At 29.8% G+C, this 22,574-nt stretch carries 22 protein-coding genes; 11 read left to right on the top strand and 11 right to left on the bottom strand.

The window, feature by feature from the left end; genetic code table 11:
- The first annotated feature begins 1 nt into the window (after window position 1).
- From Q0945_RS07565 to Q0945_RS07550, 4 genes are all read left to right on the top strand, one after another.
- Window positions 2-2,923 carry a DEAD/DEAH box helicase family protein gene (locus Q0945_RS07565; protein WP_299432926.1) on the top strand — a complete coding sequence of 974 codons (2,922 nt, stop codon included), beginning with the start codon at window positions 2-4 and terminating at the stop codon, window positions 2,921-2,923.
- Window positions 2,924-2,925: 2 nt separating this feature from the next.
- Window positions 2,926-4,401 carry a DUF2779 domain-containing protein gene (locus Q0945_RS07560; protein ID WP_299432923.1) on the top strand — a complete coding sequence of 492 codons (1,476 nt, stop codon included), beginning with the start codon at window positions 2,926-2,928 and terminating at the stop codon, window positions 4,399-4,401.
- A 140-nt stretch (window positions 4,402-4,541) separates the two neighbouring features.
- A complete protein-coding gene (locus tag Q0945_RS07555; RefSeq protein ID WP_299432920.1) occupies window positions 4,542-4,670 on the top strand; it encodes a hypothetical protein in 129 nt (42 codons plus the stop codon).
- 9 nt (window positions 4,671-4,679) lie between these two features.
- Complete coding sequence (locus tag Q0945_RS07550; RefSeq protein ID WP_299432917.1) at window positions 4,680-5,153, top strand: hypothetical protein; 474 nt, start codon at window positions 4,680-4,682, stop codon at window positions 5,151-5,153.
- A gap of 200 nt (window positions 5,154-5,353) precedes the next feature.
- Here Q0945_RS07550 and Q0945_RS07545 read toward each other — a convergent pair whose 3' ends face one another.
- Window positions 5,354-5,506, bottom strand: coding sequence for a hypothetical protein (locus tag Q0945_RS07545; protein WP_299432914.1), 153 nt, complete (start codon window positions 5,504-5,506; stop codon window positions 5,354-5,356).
- Between the two features lie 125 nt (window positions 5,507-5,631).
- Window positions 5,632-5,979, bottom strand: a complete 348-nt coding sequence (locus tag Q0945_RS07540) for a hypothetical protein (protein WP_299432911.1) — start codon at window positions 5,977-5,979, stop codon at window positions 5,632-5,634.
- Between the two features lie 134 nt (window positions 5,980-6,113).
- Here Q0945_RS07540 and Q0945_RS07535 point away from each other — a divergent pair, with 134 nt between their 5' ends.
- On the top strand, window positions 6,114-6,842 hold the full coding sequence (locus Q0945_RS07535; protein WP_299432908.1) for a hypothetical protein: 729 nt from the start codon (window positions 6,114-6,116) through the stop codon (window positions 6,840-6,842).
- Between the two features lie 100 nt (window positions 6,843-6,942).
- Here the strand turns inward: Q0945_RS07535 and Q0945_RS07530 are convergent, their stop codons facing one another.
- Complete coding sequence (locus tag Q0945_RS07530) at window positions 6,943-7,278, bottom strand: hypothetical protein (protein ID WP_299432905.1); 336 nt, start codon at window positions 7,276-7,278, stop codon at window positions 6,943-6,945.
- A 175-nt stretch (window positions 7,279-7,453) separates the two neighbouring features.
- On the opposite strand from Q0945_RS07530, the gene Q0945_RS07525 reads away from it, so the two are divergent.
- The gene (locus Q0945_RS07525; RefSeq protein WP_299432902.1) at window positions 7,454-8,419 is read left to right on the top strand and encodes a D-2-hydroxyacid dehydrogenase; all 966 of its coding nucleotides are present in this window, start codon (window positions 7,454-7,456) and stop codon (window positions 8,417-8,419) included.
- A 9-nt stretch (window positions 8,420-8,428) separates the two neighbouring features.
- Here Q0945_RS07525 and Q0945_RS07520 read toward each other — a convergent pair whose 3' ends face one another.
- From Q0945_RS07520 to Q0945_RS07500, 5 genes are read right to left on the bottom strand one after another with little or no spacing between them, the layout of a single operon-like run.
- Window positions 8,429-9,955 (bottom strand): carbon-nitrogen hydrolase family protein, encoded by a 1,527-nt coding sequence (locus Q0945_RS07520; RefSeq protein WP_299432899.1) that lies wholly within the window; start codon window positions 9,953-9,955, stop codon window positions 8,429-8,431.
- A complete protein-coding gene (locus Q0945_RS07515) occupies window positions 9,952-10,248 on the bottom strand; it encodes a hypothetical protein (RefSeq protein ID WP_299432896.1) in 297 nt (98 codons plus the stop codon). Before Q0945_RS07515 ends, Q0945_RS07520 begins: the two co-directional genes overlap by 4 nt.
- A 2-nt stretch (window positions 10,249-10,250) precedes the next feature.
- Window positions 10,251-11,225 carry a deoxyhypusine synthase family protein gene (locus Q0945_RS07510; RefSeq protein WP_299432893.1) on the bottom strand — a complete coding sequence of 325 codons (975 nt, stop codon included), beginning with the start codon at window positions 11,223-11,225 and terminating at the stop codon, window positions 10,251-10,253.
- A complete protein-coding gene (speB, locus tag Q0945_RS07505) occupies window positions 11,215-12,156 on the bottom strand; it encodes an agmatinase (RefSeq protein ID WP_299432890.1) in 942 nt (313 codons plus the stop codon). The genes Q0945_RS07510 and speB overlap by 11 nt, the downstream gene beginning before the upstream one ends.
- A 21-nt stretch (window positions 12,157-12,177) precedes the next feature.
- Complete coding sequence (locus Q0945_RS07500; RefSeq protein WP_299432888.1) at window positions 12,178-13,617, bottom strand: arginine decarboxylase; 1,440 nt, start codon at window positions 13,615-13,617, stop codon at window positions 12,178-12,180.
- A 670-nt stretch (window positions 13,618-14,287) separates the two neighbouring features.
- Between Q0945_RS07500 and Q0945_RS07495 the strand changes: the two genes are divergently transcribed.
- A complete protein-coding gene (locus Q0945_RS07495; RefSeq protein ID WP_299432885.1) occupies window positions 14,288-14,746 on the top strand; it encodes a small multi-drug export protein in 459 nt (152 codons plus the stop codon).
- 22 nt (window positions 14,747-14,768) lie between these two features.
- Here the strand turns inward: Q0945_RS07495 and Q0945_RS07490 are convergent, their stop codons facing one another.
- Complete coding sequence (locus tag Q0945_RS07490; protein ID WP_299432882.1) at window positions 14,769-15,155, bottom strand: DUF983 domain-containing protein; 387 nt, start codon at window positions 15,153-15,155, stop codon at window positions 14,769-14,771.
- A gap of 135 nt (window positions 15,156-15,290) precedes the next feature.
- On the opposite strand from Q0945_RS07490, the gene Q0945_RS07485 reads away from it, so the two are divergent.
- The 4 genes from Q0945_RS07485 (at window position 15,291) to Q0945_RS07470 (ending at window position 20,528) form a co-directional block, all read left to right on the top strand.
- Complete coding sequence (locus tag Q0945_RS07485) at window positions 15,291-16,163, top strand: helix-turn-helix transcriptional regulator (RefSeq protein ID WP_299432879.1); 873 nt, start codon at window positions 15,291-15,293, stop codon at window positions 16,161-16,163.
- Window positions 16,164-16,268: 105 nt separating this feature from the next.
- A complete protein-coding gene (locus Q0945_RS07480; RefSeq protein WP_299432876.1) occupies window positions 16,269-17,471 on the top strand; it encodes a cell envelope biogenesis protein OmpA in 1,203 nt (400 codons plus the stop codon).
- A gap of 123 nt (window positions 17,472-17,594) precedes the next feature.
- Window positions 17,595-19,343, top strand: a complete 1,749-nt coding sequence (locus Q0945_RS07475; RefSeq protein WP_299432873.1) for a type IX secretion system membrane protein PorP/SprF — start codon at window positions 17,595-17,597, stop codon at window positions 19,341-19,343.
- A gap of 564 nt (window positions 19,344-19,907) precedes the next feature.
- On the top strand, window positions 19,908-20,528 hold the full coding sequence (locus Q0945_RS07470) for a response regulator transcription factor (protein ID WP_299432870.1): 621 nt from the start codon (window positions 19,908-19,910) through the stop codon (window positions 20,526-20,528).
- A gap of 69 nt (window positions 20,529-20,597) precedes the next feature.
- On the opposite strand, the gene thiH is transcribed toward Q0945_RS07470, so the two are convergent.
- Entirely contained in the window at window positions 20,598-21,713 is a 1,116-nt protein-coding gene (gene thiH, locus Q0945_RS07465) for a 2-iminoacetate synthase ThiH (protein ID WP_299432867.1), read from the bottom strand.
- A 79-nt stretch (window positions 21,714-21,792) separates the two neighbouring features.
- On the bottom strand, window positions 21,793-22,563 hold the full coding sequence (locus tag Q0945_RS07460; protein WP_299432864.1) for a thiazole synthase: 771 nt from the start codon (window positions 22,561-22,563) through the stop codon (window positions 21,793-21,795).
- Between the last annotated feature and the right edge of the window lie 11 nt (window positions 22,564-22,574).

The raw sequence follows: 22,574 nt of genomic DNA, 5'->3' as shown, positions 1-22,574 counted from the left end.
TATGGCAAAAATAATTTTAGACAAATTAGTAAAAAATACACCTGCTAACTTACCAGAATTTTATAAGAATTTAGATAAGGAGTCATTTGGTATAGATTGGCAGTTGCACGACTACCAACAAGGAGCATTAAAAAATGTTTTAAATATGCTTTTTTATTATTTCAATGAAAAGGACAAATTAAAAGAACATTATCAGTCACACATAAATGAGCAATGGGCAACAGAGATAGCATACACAACTGAAAACACTCATTTCAACTTATTAAATCAATATTATAAAGCTGTAGATGGTGCAATAAATTTTGAGCAGTTTATTAATAGAGCATCTTTATGGATGGCTACAGGTTCAGGTAAAACATTAGTTCTTATAAAACTTATTGAGTTTTTATACCAGTTGGGTACAAATGGTGATATACCTAAAAATGATATATTAATTTTAGCACCAAAACCAGAGATACTTAAACAAATTAAGGAACATATTGACATTTACAATAAAAATGGTACTGTTAAAATCAATTTAAAAGATTTAAGAGAGTTTGAAAAGTCAAAACACTTACAACCCTCTTTATATGATACTAATGAAGTTACAGTTTTCTATTATAGAAGTGATAATATCACTGATACCGACAAAACAGAATTATTAAATTATGAAACTGTTCTGAATGATGGTAAGTGGTATATCTTATTAGATGAAGCACATAAAGGTGATAAACAAGACAGTGTTAGACAAGCATACTACTCTGTTTTAGCGCACAAAGGCTTTATATTCAATTTTTCTGCAACATTTACGGATACAATAGATATTGTAACAACTGCTTATAACTTTAACCTTAAAAAGTTTATAGAGAGTGGTTATGGTAAACATATTACTATTAGTGGAGAGGAATTTAAAGATTGGAAAAAGAGTAAAGGTGAGTTTAGTGATAGTGAAAAAACAGCAATGGTTGTAAAATCATTATTAGTACTAACCGCTATTAAGAAAGAAGCAGAAACAATAAGAAAACATCATCCAGATTTATATCACAATCCTTTGCTTATTACTATTGCTAATGAGGTTAATACTATAGATGCTGAATTGAAATTATTTTTTAAACAATTAGGTATTATTTCTTCAGGTGTTTATGATTTAGAATACTCTATTAACGAATTAAAAAGTGATTTATTAAGTAATAAAGAATATCAATTTAATACAACTGAAATACCATCCTGGTTTATTCAGGTTATAAATGACATTACCAAAGAAGATATTTTAAAGCACGTTTTTAATGCTTCATCACACGGTAAAATTGAATACACGAGGATTTCAAATAATAGTCGTGAAGTAGCATTTAGAATGAAAACAGCAGAGACAGGGAAGCATTTCTGTTTACTTGTAGCTTCTGACGCAACAAAATGGAGTGATAATGTATTAGATAATTATGAATATACAGAAACACCATTAACACGTTCATATTTTAAAACTATTAATAGTGTTGATAGTGGTATTAATATACTTTTAGGCTCACGTATTTTCTCTGAAGGTTGGGATAGTAATAGACCAAACGTGGTAAACTTTATTAATATTGGTGTTAGTGATGATGCTCAAAAGTTTGTATTACAAGCTATTGGTAGAGGTGTTCGTATTCAACCAGTAAAAGGCATTAGGAAAAGGTTAGACCATATAAATAGCCCTGCAGAAACAGAAATATTAAAAAGATTTATAGACATAAAAACTAAAGCGTCAATCCTAAAACGCAATTTACCTTTAGAGAGTCTTTTTATTTTTGCTACTAAAAAAGAGGTAATTAAAAACATAACGGACAATCTTAATAGAGAAAAGGATGCTGACGATTGGAAAGTTATTAAACATATAACAAAGACAGATATTAGTAAGGAATTACTTATACCTAAATACGTATTGTCAGATGCTGATATTCCAGCTTATGCAATATCTAAAAATGAATATAATGAGTTGCTTTGTTTTATCGGTAAAGATGAAAGTCCATTAGATAAGATTCTTTTAATGCAAACACCAGATAATGTTTCTAAAACGATGGTTTCTACACTTTCAATAATTAGAGACAAAGATAATTTTAAATTAGAAAAAAGCATCTCTGGAAGGTCTGTAATGGATAATCTTTTATTGTTAAATAAACATTTTCATCAAAAACCTAAAAAGTTTAAAGAGTTTCAGCCTCTACTCACAGAAATAAATCATTACGATAAATTTGAAGTTGCAAATCTTCCTGACGATGAATTATTAAATTTAGAAGAAAAAATAATAGAAGCATTAAATGGTTCTGGTAGTGAATATAATTCCGTTCAAGAAATAGAGTTAGCTTATAAAAGCGGTGATATTGACTTTAGCGCAGTACAAGAACAATTGGCATTATTTAATAAGCCAAGTAATGATACTTATACCTTTAACGAATATCATTTAGATATAAATACAGACTTTCTTGCTGAACACTATTACAATCCTATACTTTTAACTACCGATGCTTACAAACATTTATTTAAGCATATTATTTGGGTTCCTTCTGAAATAGAATTTCTAACAGAATTAAATAATAATAAAAATATATTATCTAAATATGATTGGTGGTACTTCTCTAAAATAGACCAAAATACCGATGATGTTTCTATACCATATTACGATACTGATGAACAAGAATATCGTAACTTCTTTCCTGACTTTATTTTTTGGTTAAAAGTAAAAGATGAAGAAAAGTATATTGTAAAATTTATAGACCCAAAAGGTAATAAACAAGGTATTGGTAACGCTGAAGATAAAACTAAAGGTTTTGTAAATACTTTTGATTTGGATGAAATTAAATATAATGATATAGATGTAGATGTAGAGCTTCATTTTTACAATGAACCAACTGGTGTTCCTGCATCTGTTGCAAGCTACTTTACTAAAGATTTTAATAAGATGTTTTAGTTATGCATCAACTCACCAAAACAGATTTTAAGTATTATTTAGATTGTCCAGAATCTATATGGTTATTAAAAAATAAACCACAGGTATACCCTAAAGGTGAGTTTTCTTTATTTGCAGAGAAATTAATTAATGAGGGTTATGAAGTAGAAGCCTATGCAAAACAATTATTTACAAATGGTTTAGACTTACCAGAATATGGCAGTCCTACAGGAACTCAAAACGCATTAACAGATACGCATAACGTTTATTTTCAGCCATCATTTAGCACCAATAAGGACGTATTTGCACGTATAGATATATTAGAGCGTTTAGAAGATGCTACGTGGCATATTTATGAAGTAAAATCATCTACCTCAATAAAAAAAGATAGAAAGCATAGACAAATAGAAGATGCGTGTTTTCAGAAGTATGTACTTACAGAATGTGGTTACATAGTTTCTAAAGTGTCTATTATCCATTTAAACAAAGATTATATTAAGCAAGGTGATATTGTAGCTAATGAGTTGTTAGAAATTACTGATGTAACAGAAGCAGTAGATGGGATATATTCAAGTGTAGTCAATCAAATAAATGCAGGTTCTAATTTTATAAATAAAGAACTAATTAATGAAACCGTATGTTCTTGTAAACACAAAACAAGGTCTAATCATTGTGATGCATTCAAGTATTTTAATACCACAATTCCAGATTATAGTATTTATGAAATAGGTCGTATTTCAGCAAAAAAAATAGGTTTATTAGCAGATAATGAGCAATTAGCAATCATTGATATTCCTTTAGATTTTGCGTTAAATGTAAATCAGCAAACCCAAGTAGCATCTGTAAAACAAGAGCAACCTATAATCAATCAGTCTAATATCAAAAGAGAGTTAGATAAATTAAAGTTTCCATTACATTTTATAGATTATGAAACCTATGCAAGTGCTATCCCAAGATTAGATGGTTTAAGTCCACATAAACATTTAACCTTTCAAGTATCTATTCACACACTAACAGAAGACAATACGCTAACGCATTTTGAATATTTATTAGATACAATGCAGATGCCAATAGGTATGTTACAAGCAATGCAAGACTTTACAGGAAGCACAGGAACATTTGTATCGTGGCACGCAAGTTTTGAAATAGGAAGAAATAAAGACTTAATAGAATGGTTGCCACAGTTTACCAATTATCTAACTTACATTAATGAGCATACGTTTGATTTAGAGACGATTTTCAAAAAAGACTACATAGACTATCGTTTTCACGGTTCAAGTTCTATTAAAAAAGTATTGCCAGTATTATGTCCAGATATAAGCTATTCAGATTTAGATGTTAATAATGGTACTATGGCATTAGATACTTGGGGCAGAATGGTTTTAGACCCAAACTTTAATGAAGATATAGAAGCAACAAGAAAAAACCTTTTAGACTATTGCGAATTAGATACGTTGGCAATGGTTAAGATATACGAGGTTTTACTTCAATACTTATAATAAATTGTAACTTTAGACTTATTAATACGTCTAATAAATTAATAAATAGTACGTTATATAAATAGCTGATATAGTTATAAATGGTATGAGTTTTGTATATATTAAATAAAATTATACCTTTGTATCATCGTAATATAGTTATGAATACTAAAACATTACATATAAACAAACCTTCTGAAAGGCTACTTTCTTTTGTTAAAACTCTTAAAGAAAATAAAGAGAAAACAAAAAAAGAATTACTTTCTAAAAAAGAGCAATACTTTAAATAGTATAGTTTAATGGCTGACGATATTGTTGTTCCTTACACAAGTTCTGTAGGCAGTCAATTCCTTATAAATTTTAAAGAGTTTGAATCACAAGAAGATTTTTCTATTCCTGTAATAGACGTTTCTCTTATTTTAGTTGAAGCTAAAGATGAAGCTATTGGGTTGAGAGATTTAATTGCTATTTCACGTATAGTTAGAGATTTCTTAAATAACAATAAGGTTGTCTTATATTATTATTGCGACCATAGTAGTGATGATATTTTTATATCAGAAAGACATCAAGGAATGTCACCACAAGCATATAGAAGCAATTTATTTAGTAGTATTTTGGATTTTGTAGATGTTACTAATTTTGTGAAAGATGAAATAATAATTGGTGATGCAAATAGTAATGACGCTCATTATATTTCGTTAATAACAAAAGAAGAAGATAAATCTGGTCTAACAGAAATAAGTATTAAAGTTCAGGAAATGAACGATAAGTAATAGCAAGTCCCCACAACCCAAAACCCAGTTTTTTCGTACCTCAAAACCCTCTCGCTCACCTAGCAAGTTTAGCTTTTTTGTTTTGCCTTTAAGGCTATAGCTTATTGTATCATAAAACCCTAACTAAAAAAGAAAACCCCAAAAACACAAGTAGTTTTTGGGATCCTATAAAATTAAAATTTTAGAAATAACGCTACACTTTAAATAGGAAAATTAATGCTCCCTACTAATTCTTCTAAGCTAAGATGGTTATTTCTATTTTCAACAACATCGTGTTTTATGTGGTTGTTTTTAAGAAATGTAGAAATACGCTCTAACTCTTCTACATTGTTATTTATCTCTATTTTATTCATCTGTAAATAGCATTTTTTAATTATTATGCTATCTATAATGTATTTTATATTAAAATATTGTTGCTTCACATTTTTTTAAGAAAAAGCTAAACAACAAGAAGATTTATAACATATAATATGTACTCTTATTTATAATCCATTATTTTATTCTCCTCTAGGGTTGTTTTCATATTTAAAATAAAAAGGGTTCCTTGAATTAAATCCTCTAGTAATTCTAAAATAATATCATCAACTTTAATGCAAATATCTATTAAACTATTGGTTGTCCATATTTTATTACACTTATCTCCATCACAAATTTCACACGTACAGGGTTCATGAGAGTTTTTTACAATCTCTAAGAGATTATTAAGCTCATACTCCGACATAAATATACCTATAGACCCAATTACTAATTGCACCATACATTTAGCATTAGACACATTATCCATGCTAAAACTACTCCCATACTTATTCTTATATATTAATTCCATACGTACTATTTAAATTATTTATTTCTAAAAATTCTATTAATTAGAATGATTCTTAATAACTTTACCGAAAGTATTTCTTATTTTTATTTATTCCAAATAAGAATAGCAAAAAATAGTACACAAAATAACAAAGCATGATAACAACCTATACATCACCTTCTGATGTTTTAAAACAAAGCCGAATAACAGAACATATTTTTAATAGATTTAATATAAATGCCCATAGTGTAGAAAAAATTACTATGAACACGGCTCTTAAAGAAATAAATCCTAATTTTTTAGTTGAAGTTCTAAACGTTTTTTGTTCTTATAAAGAACCAACGGTAGAGCAGTTTAACTCCTACTCTGTTCCTATTATTCTAGATTACTTAACACGTTCGCATACCTATTATTCCGAAAAAATAGTGCCAGAAATAGGACAAAGTATTACCCAACTACTACTTAATTACGATAAGGAACACCCGCTTTTAGAAATTCTATATAAATTTTATTTTAAGTATAAGGTAGATTTAGAAGCACATTTTAAAGAAGAAGAAAGTGGTATATTTTCTTATGGAAGCAATCTTTACAAAGCTGTATTTTTTAAGAAAAATAGTTCTTTTTTTATCGATTTTTTACAACAAAATTCGATTAAAGATTTTGTGGATACCCATGCTAGTACTACGGAAGATTTAGCAAATATCACCAATATTTTAGGGCAATATTCTCCTCCAAAAACAAACGAAACCTCGTATAGAATTTTGTTAGAACAATTAAAAAACTTTGCGCAAGATTTAGAAATACACGCATTTATAGAGGATAAAGTATTAATTAGCAAACTCTATGAACTAGAGCAACAAATAAAATTAGAGAGCAGTAATTAACACCATTTTTCAATAATAAATTATAAACAAGTGATTTATATTTTATAAACTTTGTGGGTAGCTTATTTAAAAAAAACATATAAAACGGATCTTTAAATATTTACATTAATTTTTCTAACCAATAGCTATAAGAATAATTTTTAGTACCATCATTATTTGCTACTTTAAATTCTGATAAAATAAATGTTTTAATTTCTGAGTGTATGTATAACGGGTATAATCTATATATAAATGGATATTTTTTTAAAAGTGCATTGTAAGCAGCCATAAATGTACTGAAAGCAGTACTCCCTGTTTGTATTGCAGAAAAATCTTCTAAATTGTAATCCATTTCATCTACCGTGTAAAAGTATGCGATTTTCTCTTTATCATTTACTTTACATAAACTAATTGCACCTCCCTCTGCTCCTATTTCTAGTAATTTAGTTAGTTTCATAAGTGCTAATATTTATAAATCCCAAACCCATATACCACTATTCTTCTGATTTTAGCTTTTTCTTAAATAACAATCTAACTATTATTCTTTTGTTTCTATTGCTTTCAAAAATAAAAATAACAGCTTATTTTAAGCTACGCTAGCTTTACATTATCTTTATATGTAAATAAAATATATGGAAATTGTAGTTTTAGATGGATATACACTTAACCCTGGCGATTTAAGTTGGGATAATATAAAAAAGTTAGGGAATGTAACTGTTCATGAGCGCACTCCTGTAGATCCTAAAAGTGTTTTAAAAACTATTGGTAATGCTTCTATAATTTTCACTAACAAAACCCCTTTACCAAAAGAGGTTATTAATAATGCTCCCTGCATAAAATATATAGGTGTTTTAGCTACAGGTTATAATGTAGTAGATATTACTGCTGCAATAAACAAAGGTATTATCGTAACTAATGTACCTGCATATAGCACTACCTCTGTAGCACAAATGACTATGGCACTATTACTAGAAATGTGCCATAATACTGGTTTACATTCTAACGCTGTACATGATGGTGAATGGACAAAAAATGGAAACTTTAGCTTTTGGAAAACTCCTTTGATAGAACTTGCCGGAAAAACTTTTGGGATTATTGGTTTTGGCACTATTGGACAAGCTACAGCAAAGTTAGCGCAAGCCTTTGGAATGCAAGTTATTACCTATAGTAGAACCAAAAAACCAGAATTAGAAACTAGTACATGTAAATTTGTCTCATTGGATGTTCTATTAAAAGAGTCTGACTTTATTAGTCTTCACTGTCCTTTATTCCCAGAAACCCAAGGCATTATAAATACCAAAAACATTTCTAAAATGAAAGATGGTGTTAAAATTATTAATACTTCTAGAGGACAATTAGTGATAGAGGAAGATTTAAAATTAGCTTTAGAAAATGGTAAAGTTTCTGGTGCTGCTTTAGATGTTGTTTCTGTAGAGCCTATAGAAAAAACAAACCCTCTTTTAGGGGCTAAAAATTGTATAATTACACCACATATAGCATGGGCTCCTAAAGAATCTAGAGCTCGTTTATTACAAACTGCTATACATAATTTAGAAGCCTACCTGGATAACAAACCCGTTAATGTAATTAAAGGGTAAATTTAAATGCTATTTTTTACGTAATTCAAAAATATCTTTTCTACGGTCTTTTAAGTTACGAACTGCGCCAAATTGGTTTAATTCTCTAAGTAAATCTATATCTACATCGGCAATTAAAATCATTTCGGTATTTGGGGTTGCCTCTGCTTTAATACCATTGGTAGGAAAAGAAAAATCGCAAGGTGTAAACACCATAGATTGCGCAAATTGTATATCCATATTTTGCACATTAGGCAAGTTACCAACACTACCGGCAATAGCAACATAACATTCATTTTCTATAGCTCTGGCACGCGCACAGTTACGAACTCTAGAATACCCATTTTGGGTGTCTGTTAAAAAAGGTACAAACAAAATATCCATACCTTCATCTGCAAGTAACCTACTTAATTCTGGAAATTCAGAATCATAACAAATTAGTATTCCTATTTTACCACAATCGGTATCAAAAGCTTTTAATTGTGTGCCTCCTTGCATACCCCAGACTTTAGCTTCATCTGGGGTTACGTGCAATTTCTCATACCTTTCTGTACTACCATCTCTTCTACATAAATAACCAACATTATATAACCTACCACCTATAACTTGTGGCATACTACCCGTTATAATATTTATGTTATAAGAAATAGAAAATTCTGAAAATTTTTGCACTATTGCATTAGTATGTTTTGCCAATTCTCTAATAGCATCTGGTGTAGATAAATGGTTATCTTTTGCCATTAAAGGTGCATTAAAAAACTCTGGAAAAAGTGCAAAATCTGACCTATAACCAGATACAGCATCTATAAAATATTCTGCCTGCTCTAATAAAGCTTCTAAATCTTTATAAGGACGCATTTGCCATTGTATTAAACCAAGACGTATAACTTTCTTTTTTGTAGCTGCTTTTTTTGATGGCTTTTGATAATAAATATTATCCCACTCCATAAGTATTGCAAAATCTTTAGATGCTTTATCGCCTTCTAAATAACCACGCATTACTTTTGCCGGATGAAAATCATTACTTATCTGAAAGTTTAAAACAGGATCTGCTATTTCTTTTCTTTTAACTTTTGCTATATATTCTTTAGCTGTTAGTTCTGCAGAATAGTTATGAAAATTAGGCATTCTACCTCCAAAAACGATACTTTTTAGATTAAGCTTTTCACATAATTCCTTACGATAATCATATAATCTACGTCCTAAGCGCAATCCTCTAAACTGCGGTTTTATAAAAACTTCTATTCCGTATAAAACATCGCCATCATTATCATGTGTGTTAAACGAATAGTTTCCTGTAATTTGCTCATACGTATGCTCCTCATTAAACTTATCATAGTCAACTATTATAGATAATGCTACACCAGCTAATTCTCCATTAATTTTTATAACAACTTGCCCTTCTGGAAATTTGTTTATTAAAGATTGTATGTGTTTTTCTTTCCAATATGCCCCAGGCATATTAGAATATACAGATATCATAGCACTTTTAAGCTCTTGATAATCATCTAAATTCAAGAACTTAAGTTCTATATTGGTTATATCTTCTATTTTCATGATAGGTCTGGTTCTGGAACCGCTGCAGGATCATCATTATCAAAATCCTCATAGTCATCCTCATCATAATTTTCCATAGTATACTCTAGTTTTTCACTAATTTTTACCAAATACTTAGTATCTACAGTTAAAACTTCTACCGCGTCTATACGTTCCCCATGGGAGTTTCTAAAAGAAATAATATCGCTATCATCATACCCATCTGGGTAACGATCTACCAAGAGCTTTAATACTTCTGGTGTTAATTTTTTAAAATCTACTATAACTCGGTTTAAATGTGCGTTTTTATCCATAATTACATATTTAAAAGGTAAGCAAAAACAAGAGGTGCAACTATAGTTGCATCACTTTCTATTATAAATTTAGGGGTGTTAATATCTAGTTTTCCCCAAGTAATTTTTTCATTAGGTACTGCTCCAGAATAAGAACCATAACTAGTGGTGCTATCGCTAATTTGACAAAAATAGCTCCAGAATGGCGTATCTGTACGCTCCATATCTTGGTACAACATTGGCACTACACAAATAGGAAAATCACCGGCTATGCCCCCTCCTATTTGAAAAAAACCTATTCCGTTTTCTGAATTATTAGTATACCAATCTGCCAAGAAAGTCATATACTCTATACCCGTTTTCATGGTAGAGGCTTTTAATTCTCCTTTTAAAACATAAGATGCAAAAATGTTTCCCATAGTACTATCTTCCCATCCTGGGCAAACTATTGGAAGATTTTTTTCTGCTGCTGCATACATCCATGAGTTTTTAATATCTATTTCATAATATTCTTCTAAAACCCCTGAAAGTAACAACTTATACATATATTCATGTGGTAAATAGCTTTCCCCATTGGCTTCGGCATCTTTCCAAATTTTTACAATATGTTCTTGTATTCTTCTAAAGGCTTCTTCTTCTGGTATACAAGTATCTGTAACACGGTTTAATCCTTTTTCTAATAAATCCCACTCATCTTGTGGAGTTAAGTCTCTATAATTAGGAACACGTTTATAATGTGAGTGCGCCACTAAATTCATTATATCTTCTTCTAAATTTGCTCCAGTACAAGAAATAATATGCACCTTATCTTGGCGAATAACTTCTGCAAATATTTTACCCAATTCTGCAGTAGACATGGCACCTGCTAAGGAAACTAACATTTTAGACCCTTTTGCTAATTGCTCTTCATACCCTTTTGCCGCATCTACCAAGGCAGCCGCATTAAAATGTAAATAGTAATTTTCTATAAAATTAGAAATAGCCCCTTTAGTCTTCATTATCTGCAAATTTTAAAATATTGTTTCCCTCTTTTTTGTTTGTATTGTATGTATTGTCATAATCCTCATCCGTATCTTGCCCATTAAATTTATAGCTTAGCATTTTATAGTATAGCTTAGCTGCAAGAAAATCAGAAGATTTATCTACTGTATTTGGACATAGTTCTACTATATCAAACCCAACTACATTTTTTTCTTCAAAAACTTGTTTTAAAAACTCTAAAGTTTCATACCATAAAAGACCGCCTGGTTCTGGTGTTCCTGTAGATGGCATTATAGATGGATCAAACGCATCTAAATCAAACGTAATAAATACATTATTTGTTAAAGATTCTACCACTTTATCCATCCAAAACTCATCATTCACCATATCATGAGCAAAAAATGTTTTTTCTTGATCCATATAGGTATTTTCTATAGCATCCATAGAGCGTATACCTACTTGTACTAAATTTGTATTTTGACTAGCTTCATGTACTGCACAAGCGTGGTTATACGGTGTACCATCATAAGTTTTTCGTAAATCTGCATGCGCATCTATATGTAATACTGTAAGGTTATTAAAACACTCATTAAATGCTCTAATTGTACCTATAGATATAGAATGTTCCCCACCAAAAAGAGTTACAAATTTGTTTCTTTTTATATACTCTTTTGTGGTTTTATGTACCGCATTTACCATAGCTTCTGGTGAACTATCTTCTGTAATTGCATTGGCTAAATACACTCCTTGTTTATACACTTCTGAAGCCGTTTCTATATCATAAAGCTCCATATTTTCTGATGCTTCTAAAAAAGCTTTTGGACCTTTGTCCGCCCCTTTCCCCCATGTACTTGTGCCATCATAAGGCACTGGTATTAAAACTATTTTTGCAGTTTCTAATTGAGCAAATTTATCTTCAATACCTGCGTAATTTTTTATTGTGTTCATTTTTTATGTACTATACTATTGTTAAACGGTAACAAGTTCTTCAACCTTTTCTACTGGTGTTTCTTCTTTTTTATATCCCAATATTTTTAAGAAGTCTTCTGATTTTTGCTGAGGATTAAATAATGTAGTTACTAAATTACCTTCTGCATCTTTATCTATTAAAATATGTTTTGGTTGCGGTATTAGGCAATGTTGTAAACCACCATACCCTCCAATACTTTCTTGGTATGCTCCTGTATTAAAAAATCCTATATAAAGTGGCTTATCTCTTTTATACTTAGGCAAATAAATAGCATTACGGTTTTGCTCGCTATTGTAATAATCATCACTATCACAAGTTAAACCTCCTAATAAAACACGCTCATACTCATCATTCCAACGGTTAATTGGTAGCATTATAAAGCGCTTATTTATAGCCCATGTATCTGGTAAAGTGGTAATAAAAGAGGAATCTATCATATTCCATTTTTCTCTATCGTTTTGTTGCTTTTGATATAATATCTCGTAAATAGCCCCGCCACTTTCTCCTACTGTAAAGCTTCCAAACTCTGTAAAAATATGTGGTACAGGAACATCTGCTTCTGCACATGTTATGTTAATTTGATTAATAATCTCATCAATCATATATTGATAATCATACTCAAAAGCTAAAGAATTTTTTATTGGAAACCCTCCTCCAATATTTAAGCTGTCTAATGATGGGCATATTTTTTTAAGCCTTGTGTATACTTTTAAACACTTTACAAGCTCATTCCAATAATAAGCGTTATCACGAATACCTGTATTAATAAAAAAGTGAAGCATTTTAAGCTCTAACTTTTCGTTATCTTTTATCTGGTTTTCATAAAACGGAACAATATTTTTATACCCTATCCCTAAACGAGAGGTATAAAACTCGAATTTTGGCTCCTCTTCAGAAGCAATACGAATACCAATTTTAAAGGTATCATTAATCTCTTCTGACAATAAATTTATTTCCTCATAATTATCTATAATTGGAATACAGTTTTGGTGTCCATTATTAATTAATCGTGCAATATTTTCTATATACTGCTCGCGTTTAAAACCATTACAAATTACGTAAGCATTGTTACTTAACTTACCGTCTTGTTTTAATTGTTCTACAATATTAATATCAAAAGCAGAAGAGGTTTCTATATGAATATTATTCTTTAATGCCTCCTGCAAAATATGCTGAAAATGAGAGCTTTTAGTACAATAGCAATAATTATAATTTCCTTTATAATTGTTTTTTTCTATAGCATTTGCAAACCATGTTTTTGCTCTATTAATATTCTCCGATATTTTAGGTAAATACGTGAACTTTAATGGACTGCCATACTTAGCAACTAGTTCATTTAAGGGAATGTTGTGAAATTTTAAGCTTTCACCTTCTACGCTAAATTCCTCCTGAGGAAACTCGTAGGTTTGATTAATTAGGTCACTATACTTAGTGTTCATTTAATAAAAAATTAAAAAATAAATAATATGAGATAGGGTAATAGGTATGCCTATTACAGAATAAAAAGTAAAATGATATAGTGTATCAAATAAGAATTTGTTCCCTAGTTGTGGGAATAAAAAAGTAGTTGTGCTGACTTTGCACAATTGCGGTATTACTTTCGGAAGTTAGCTTTAAAATTCGGCTACCTATCTGATAAGCTACTTTGGGTTTTGACTTCCTAAACTCCCAAAGTCCGAACACAGAAACACTTTTCATAATGCTCAGCTAAATGCTAAATATACAATGAAACCAATATTCAATTGCACATAACAAATGAAAACAAAAAAAATGAAAAAACAACTTTTTTTATAAAAAAATTAAAGACTATAGATTAGAACAGCTAAATTAAATCGTAAATATTTGTTTTTAAGGTGATTACAACAATGAAAAACAATTCGTTTTTTATTCTTTCATAAGCAATAGACGTGAAAAAATTTTAGATTATCACATTTGCGAACCTCACATACCCTAATATTATCGTAACAGATACTATAAAGAAAATGGTTTTAGAAGATTTTATGTCTCAATTAATCTATAATTTAAAGATTTAGTTTTTTTTTATGATAAAAAAAGTTAATTATTGGTTTTGTAGTGATAAATTTGCTAGTTTTTTAAACTACATTTTTTTTGATACAAGACTTTATCATAGCATTCTTATGGAGCATCTCCCCTTTTGGAGAAGCCAAAGTTGGTATACCTTATGGTTTATTAAAAGGAGCAGATAAATACTTTGTATTTATTATTTGTTTTGCTGCTAACGTATTGGTATTTCCGCTTATGTTTTTCTTTTTAGAAAAAATAAATAAATACTTATTACGCATGCATTTTTATAAAAAATCTGCGCTATATGTTGCACGTAAAGCTAAAACAGGTTCTGGAGATAAAATAAAAAAATACGGATTCTGGGGATTAATCTTCTTTGTAATGTTACCTATACCTGGTACAGGTGTTTATGCAGGAAGTATTGCTAGCTATTTATTTAAAATGGAAAAGAAAAGAGCATTTATTGCAAATACAATTGGTATTTTTATTTCTTCTGTAATTGTTTGGGCTACTACTATATTAACAATGAAAGGCGTTAATTAAGTTGTTTTTTTAGATTACAATTCTACTTTCTATATTCTGATTTCTTATAATTCATAAAAAAATTAATCCAAATGTTTCTAGAAATTCTTAATATAATAGGTAAAGAAACTATCATAACACCTACTATAACAAGGTAAGAATTTACTATAGTTAAATTAAAAACGTAATATGCTATTACTAAAGCGGCAGTTGCAAAAGCAATACCTACAGGGTAGCTAACATACATTGCTCCATAAAAAAAAGAAGGTTCTATTTTATATTTTGTATGACAATGAGAACAACGTTCTTCCATTTTTAAAGTACTCCCTAACTTGTATGGGTTAGGTTCTACATACATACTTTCTTTTTGACAAACAGGACAATTTCCTGTTAGAATACTATACACTTTTGTTCCTTTTAACACCTTCATTACTTCTTATTAAAACAAGAATTAAAAATAACTAAATACATAATTATAAGACAATTACAAAATTATAACACTATAGCATATAAATTCTAGGTTAATTTTCTCTATTTTTTGTACTTTTAAGACATATACAAGTATATGAATACGGTACCAATACTAAACATTAAACAGTTTGACCAAAAAGAAACCCAACTAAATTTCTATAGCAATGTACTTTCTATACATTTAAAGAAAAATGAAAAAATTATACATAAAGCCCATAAGCATGACTTTTACTTATGCGTACTTTTTACAAAAGGAACTGGTATTCATGAAATTGATTTTAACACCTATTCCATAAACCCTGGAAGTGTTTTTTTCTTAAAGCCAGGACAAGTGCATAGTTGGTTATTTAAAAGTCCTCCAGAAGGGTTTATCTTTTTTCATACACAGGAATTTTATAATTTTTATTTTCCTTCAAAAAGTCTTTCACAATTTCCCTTTTATTACTCTTATAAAAACCCGCCAAACTTACACTTAAAAACCACAGAATTAGTAGCTTTAGAAAGTAGGTTTAAAGAAATAAATAACGAAAGCAATCATAATTATGCCTATAAAAAACAAAGAATAGCTAGTCTTCTTAATGTAACTTATATAGATTTAAGCCGAATTTATTCTACAGAAATAAAGCCCAAAAAAGCAATTTCATCAACTTATCTAGAAACTTTAGAAGCATTAGAAAATCTTATTGAAGAATTTTACAGAAAAGAAAAATATGCTCTATTTTATGCTAACAAGCTTAGTATAACAACAAAACATCTTAATAGAATAACAAAATCATCTTTAAATAAAACTACTAGCGAATTAATCTCTGAAAGAATTATACTTGAAGCTAAGAGACTATTAATACATTCCAAAAACACCCTCTCTCTGGTATCAGAAACATTAGGTTATGAAGACTACGCTTATTTTTCTAGAGTGTTTAAACTAAAAACAAAAAGTACTCCCAAAGAATTTAAACAGCAATTTTAAAAAACCTTCTCTTAATACTTACTAACAAAAAACTATGAATTTTTGCTAATGATAGATTTAGAATGTTTCCGCAACTTTGACAAACAAACATTTAAATCTTACGTTATGAAACACAATTTAACCTACAACATGTTGCTTTGCTGTGTATTTAGCATAAGCTTCCTTACCCTTTCCGCCCAAACCCCTACTTCATCTAAAAAAATAAACAATAGAGTAAAAGAATACTTAGAACTCCAAAAGCTTGGTTATTCTGATAATGCAATTTTTCAAGATTTAGGAAATGCACATTTTTTAATGGAAAATTATGATACTGCTGTTTTTTGGTATTCTAAATTAAAAGAAATGGGAGATTTAGAAGGAAACTACACAGAACGTTATAGTTATGCCCTTGAAAAAATTAAAACACCAAGTGGAATAACCAGTAATAAAGACTGGGTAGCAGAAATAGAAAAAGATTACGAAGTAAATAAAACTAGTAAACATACTAATTTTAGAAAATTAGATTTCTTAAACACGAATACTACAGCAAGTTTAGAAACCTTAATAGAACAGGAAACCGCTCCAAAAGAGTATACTACAGATAAAGATTTACTCTATAAAAATGTGTATAAATCCCCTATCTCTGTTACTAAAGACGGTAAAACTGCTTATTTTAGTAAACCTTTTTATATAAAACCTAAGGTAGGTGTACTATCAAAAAAACAAATGGTTTACAAAACCTATTCTGCAAAAAAAGTAAATGGAAAATGGACAAATATAAAAGAAATTGCACTTTGCCCTAAACACTATTCTAGCATACACCCAACAGTCTCCGACGATGGTAAAAGACTATTCTTTGCATCGAATATGCCAGGAACTTTTGGAAAATATGACATTTATGTTTCCGAAATAAATACTGATGGTTCTCTTGGTATAGCTAAAAACCTTGGTCAAAAAGTAAACACAAAAAAGAACGATTTATATCCAAAAATTATAAACAGAACGTCCTTATTTTATGCATCGGAAGGTCATAAAGGATATGGCGGCTTAGATGTTTATGTTTCTAATGTTTATAAAAGAAAAGTTAGTCCTTCTACTAATTTAGGAGCATCTATAAATAGTAGTAAAGATGATTTTGCAATTGCTTTTAAAGATAATGGACAAGGTTATGTGGTTAGTAACAGAGGTACCACAGAAAATGGTTTACAACAAGTTGCTTTTTCTATAAAACCAAAAGCAACAGAAAAGAATATATACAACTCCTTAGAAGCCTTAACAACACATGCTACACATACAAACTATACTAACTCTGTATTTGAAGATGAATAGCGCCATAAGAATACTAAACGCTAACCATTTTACATTCTAGACTACCTATTTAGATATATGCACAAGTAACGTATCTAAATTTGGTAGAAGCCCCATAGTAAAAAGAACCCAAATTTTAGTGTCATGCAAAACTCCACCCCCCAAATTTTAAAAAATTGTGTGCTAATTATTGTTTACTACCTATTACAAATGCAAACAATAAATGCACAGGAAACAGTTACCAATAGTAACAGTAATAATGGTTACCACAATCAATTATTCTTTAACAGGTATTTAGTAAACCCCACGTTCTCTTTAGTTCGTGAGAATAAATCATATCTAACAATTTTACATCGCAACCAGTATACCACCTTTGAAGATAATAGTCAGAATTATTATTTGGGGTTTAGTAATTTAATAAATGAGAATACCGCTTTAGGTATTGGCGTATATAGCCAATGGTCTGGCGTGGTGCAACAATTTGGCTTTAATGCTAATTATGCTACAGGCGTACAGTTAGGTTCTAATAGCAAACTTACTTTTGGCACTAATGTTACTTATTATAATGAAGGTGTAGACAAGAATAGGATTGTTGCCAATACAAATGATGTGCAAATTAGTAATGCTAAAAAAGAAAGTAAACTAGCAATACAACCCGGCATGGCTCTTTCAATTGGTAAATTTGATGTTGGTATTTATGCTACCGATTTATTAAAGTACAATCAAAGTACAAATGAGTTTAGCACAAATATTAATTCTAAAACTATAAAAGCATCTTTACAGTATACCTATGATTTTAATAACACACGAGGTATTTTTAAAGAGGCTAGGCTGCTTCCGCTACTACAAATAGGTCAAAACATAGATAATTCTATTTCTTATATGGGTTCATTGGTGTTAGACATGCCTAAATATGGATGGTTACAAGGTACCTATGATATAGAAAATGGAATTTCGGCAGGAGTTGGATTTAACTTAAGTAAAAAAATGTCTTTAGGATATTTAATGGAAAAAAACGTTGCCAAAGAGGAAGCAAATCTTGGGTGGAATCATGAACTGTCTCTTGCATACACTTTTAAAGACACAAATGCTTATGGTGGTGCATTTACAGAAAACTCACAAGACAAAAAAATAGATGGTATTATACGCAACTATGAAGAGCAAATATTACAACTTATAGCTGATAAAAATGAAATACTTGCAGAAAACCAAGCAATTAAAATAACAAATACAATAAAGGATGAAGAAAAAAATGAGCAAAAGAAAGAAATAGTAGTTGAAAAAATAATTAAAAAACCTCTAAAAACAGATGATTTGGCCTATGAGAATAGATTAATATTAGATGCATTAATATTAAGACAAGACTCTATTGAAGCCGCTCGTAATGCAGATTTAGAACAACGATTTAAAACTTTAGCTCGTTTAGTAAAATCAGAAATTAGAAGAAATACTATAGAAAAACCTACTACCATACCTGTTAAAAAAACATATAATAGCCTAGCAGTACACAAAAAGAAAAGCACCCCTAAAACAAAAATTACAAAATCATTACCCAATAAAGAAACAAGACATTACGTAAAGCTTCCTATAAAAGTATTGGACCAAGAAGATATTGTAGGAGTAAAATCTGGCTACTATGTTATAGCAAACGTATATAAGACTAAAAAGTATTTAGATGCATTTATATATACTTTAAAAGAACAAGGTTTAGATGCCAGAAAGTTTTTTAATAAAGAAAACGGACTCTACTATGTGTATTTAGCAGATTATAATTACAAGCAAGATGCAGAAATTGCATATACATCAAACTTAAATGGAAAATACAATCATGAAAAATGGATTATGCAAGTAAATAATAATACAGCAACTGCTGCTAATATTTACGAAGATTAATAGAGTCACTAAAAAACTAAATGTTTTTGTGCAGATAAAAGGAGGGACTCTGGGGGGAGTAACACTTCCCTCCTTTTTATTATTAGTGCACTTCATCTAGTAAAAAATACAAAAACTGTCAAAAAGAATGCATTTGAACGAATTTTCATACGATTATGACGATTAAATACAATAAATTAATATATTTAAGTAAGTGAAATAATAGTTTAAGTTTAACCTTTAAAATCCCCCAAATATGGAAGTAAAACTTTACTCTAAAAAATCTAGTATTCTAAAATCCTTAAAAATAGCCCCTAGAATACAACAACTTTTACACCAAGTAATGCATCTAAATTTTCTTAATCTACGACAGCATTATAATTCTTTTATTATTTCGTAATAAAAAGCAATAAAGAGCTTTAAAGCTAATACCTACAATAGTTTTAACACTATCTAAAAAAAATATTTTTCTTTTAGAAAGGGATTCTTATGTTTTTTTTGAAAAGCATAACACACTATTTATTTATAATACTACTTGCATTTTTAATCCCCCAGATAAAAATGCAAGTATTAAAACAATACACTATGAAATCTAATTTGCACAAAATAATAGTACTAGAAAAAGACCCAAATTATAATGCTATCTATAAAGAATATTTTAAAAATTATGAGGAGTATTCTCTTATTGGCATTTACACATCGGTACAAGAAGTACTTAATAAATATGATACTTTAAAACCAAATATTATAGTTTCCGAGATAGACTTATTAAAAACTAATGGAATAAATGGTATTGCACTGCTAAAAAGAAAAGACCCAAACGTAAAAATTATAATGATTAGTAAAAACCCTTCTTTTGAACTTATAAAAAAGGCTTTTAAAAATGGCGCAAATGGGTATTTAACAAAACCATTAGGCTCTAAAAGACTTCGCAGAGCATTGCATACAATAACAGCAGAAGGAGCAATAATGAGTAATGATATTATAAAACAAATAATTCATAATTTCCGAAAAAAAACCTACGCTTTTTTCTCTAGTAGAGAAAATCAAATTATAGACTATTTATGTAAAGGCGCTACTTATAAAGATATAGCAGAAAAGCTATTTGTAACCCATAGTGCTGTTAACTACCATATACAAAACATATATGAAAAGCTAAATGTAAATAGTAAATCTGAAGCCCTTTATAAATTACAACAGATGTAAACAAAACTGTATTGTGCCCAATTATAACCTCTATGCCATAAAAATCATAGGGGTTATATATTTTATATACTATACAAAATTCTTATCCCAATCTTTCCAAACCACTTCATATCCTTGTGATTTTATCATGGTAGCAATTTCTTCCGTAGAACGCTCATCAGATATTTCAAACTGCTCTAAAGATTGTGGTTCTACGCTATACCCACCAGGATTTGTTTTAGATTCTGCGCTTATAGAAGTAATTCCTAATTTTATAATATTATTTCTAAACACTTCGCTTTCTCGAGTAGACATAGACAATTCCACGTCTTCATCTAACAACCTATACGCACAGATTAGTTGCACCAAATCAGAATCGGTCATTTCCACTTTTGGTTGCACTTCTCCTTGGTGCGGACGTAATCTTGGAAAAGAAATAGAATACTTTGTTTTCCAATACGTTTTTTGTAAATATTTTAGGTGCAAAGCGGTATAAAAACTATCTACACGCCAATCTTCTAATCCAAATAATGCCCCTATTCCTATTTTATGAACACCCGCTTTACCTAACCTATCTGGAGTATCTAAACGATAATCAAAATTAGATTTTTTCCCTTTTGGGTGATGCTGTTTATAAGTTTCTTTATGATACGTTTCTTGATAAACCAAAACTGCATACAAACCTTCCGCAACTAATTCTTCGTATTCTGCTTGATGTAATGGCTGTACTTCTATACTAATATTAGAAAAATGCTCTTTAATTAAACTAATAGCATGTTTTAAATAAGAAACTCCAACCGTTCTATTAGCTTCTCCCGTTACTAATAAAATATGGTCATACCCTAATTTTTTAATATGAGCAACCTCTTTTAGTATCTCTGCATCAGTAAGTGTTTTTCTGGGAATTTTATTAGTCATGCTAAATCCGCAGTATGTGCAAATATTTTGGCATTCGTTAGATAAATACATAGGTACATACATTTGCATTGTATTCCCAAATCTTTTTTTAGTAATTGCACTACTACGCTGCGCCATCTCCTCAATAAATGGTTTGGCCGCTGGTGAAATTAATACCTTAAAATCTTCTAAATCTATTTTTTCTTTCTGTAAAACTCTACTAACATCTTCTCTAGAAAAAGAATAAATCTCTTTTTCTAAAGTATTCCAGTTGTATGTATCAAATATATTTTTAAATGTGCTATCCATAATTTAGGAGTTAAGAATTTAAAGAATTCAGTTATTAAGAGTATCTATGCTTCCTTAATTCCTGAACCGCTAAACTTCTCTAATTAAGAAACGATGTTAGTGGACTACTAGCCTCCGCATATTTTTTTACAGGAGCTAATTTTGCCATATATGCAATACGCCCTGCTTCTACTGCCATTTTAAATGCTTTTCCCATAGCAGTAGGATTTTCAGAAACTGCAATTGCAGTATTTACTAATACTGCATCTGCACCTAATTCCATAGCATAAGCTGCATGCGACGGTGCTCCAATACCCGCATCTACAATTACTGGAACATTACTTTGTTCTATAATAATTTCTAAAAAATCTTGTGTTTTTAACCCTTTATTACTACCAATAGGAGCTCCTAAAGGCATTACACATTGTGTTCCTACTTCTTCTAAGCGTTTACACAAAACAGGGTCTGCATGAATATATGGCATTACTACAAAACCTAACTTTACTAATTCTTCTGCTGCTTTTAAAGTTTCTATAGGATCCGGTAGTAAATATTTAGGATCTGGATGAATTTCTAATTTAACCCAATTAGTTTCTAAAGCTTCTCTTGCTAATTGTGCTGCAAAAATAGCCTCTTTAGCGGTACGTACACCTGATGTATTTGGCAGTAAATTAATATGATTTTCTTTTAAATGCACAAGTATATCATCACTTTCATTTTTTACATCTACCCGTTTTAAAGCCACTGTAACCAACTCACTTTCAGAAGCCAATATAGCTTCTCGCATTTTTAACGAACTACTAAATTTACCAGTTCCAGTAAATAATCTAGAGTTAAATGTTTTATCTGCTATTTTTAATATATCACTCATTTTCCTTTCTG

The sequence above is a fragment of the uncultured Maribacter sp. genome, assembly GCF_947500405.1.
Classification (GTDB): Bacteria; Bacteroidota; Bacteroidia; order Flavobacteriales; family Flavobacteriaceae; genus Maribacter_B.
This window is presented reverse-complemented; position numbering and strand designations above follow the sequence as displayed.